The following is a 530-nucleotide window of genomic DNA, read 5'->3' as shown; positions in this document are numbered from 1 at the left end:
CTAACGTTGTATATTTTTTAAAAAATAATTTTGTTTTTCAAAATTCCAAATTGCAGTAATTGAATGTGCTTTTTCTTCTTCGTCAGTTGTCATTTCATCATCACTTGTTTTTATCAAATTACCATCTTCGGCATCGTCTAAATTTAAAATCTTGTGTTTTTGTTTAAGTAAACCACCGTAACTTAACATTCTTTTTCTGTGCAAACCTTGTTCTAAATCTTGAACAATTTCGGCGTCTTTTTCTTGATTACCCGTTAAGTAATCTGACGACTTCACAGAGTATTTTGATGTTTCTTTAATCGCTGCTTGTATATCTTTATCGCCTTTTTTATTCGGCTTGATTGCTTTGATATTTGCGACTGGTTTGTAATCAACTTGAAGTGCTTTTTGCCAAAGATCAACCCATTCTTCTTGAGTTATATAATTTTCTTTTTTTCTAAAATACGCACTTTCAACACATAATAAAACATGCATATGTTGATTATAACTACCATCATTTTTATTAACGGTCACTTCAGTTGAACGCATAA

Annotated in this window: 1 protein-coding gene; it reads right to left on the bottom strand. The window is 30.4% G+C overall.

Translation table 11 applies throughout. The features are described from left to right. A partial coding sequence (locus ABEA43_RS68010) for a protein rep (RefSeq protein ID WP_345581703.1) occupies positions 1–530 on the bottom strand: 530 nt, incomplete at its 5' end.

It is taken from the genome of Nonomuraea rosea, assembly GCF_039539705.1.
GTDB lineage: Bacteria > Actinomycetota > Actinomycetes > Streptosporangiales > Streptosporangiaceae > Nonomuraea > Nonomuraea rosea.
The sequence above is the reverse complement of the archived record's forward strand: the minus strand, read 5'-3'. Positions and strand labels throughout refer to the sequence as shown.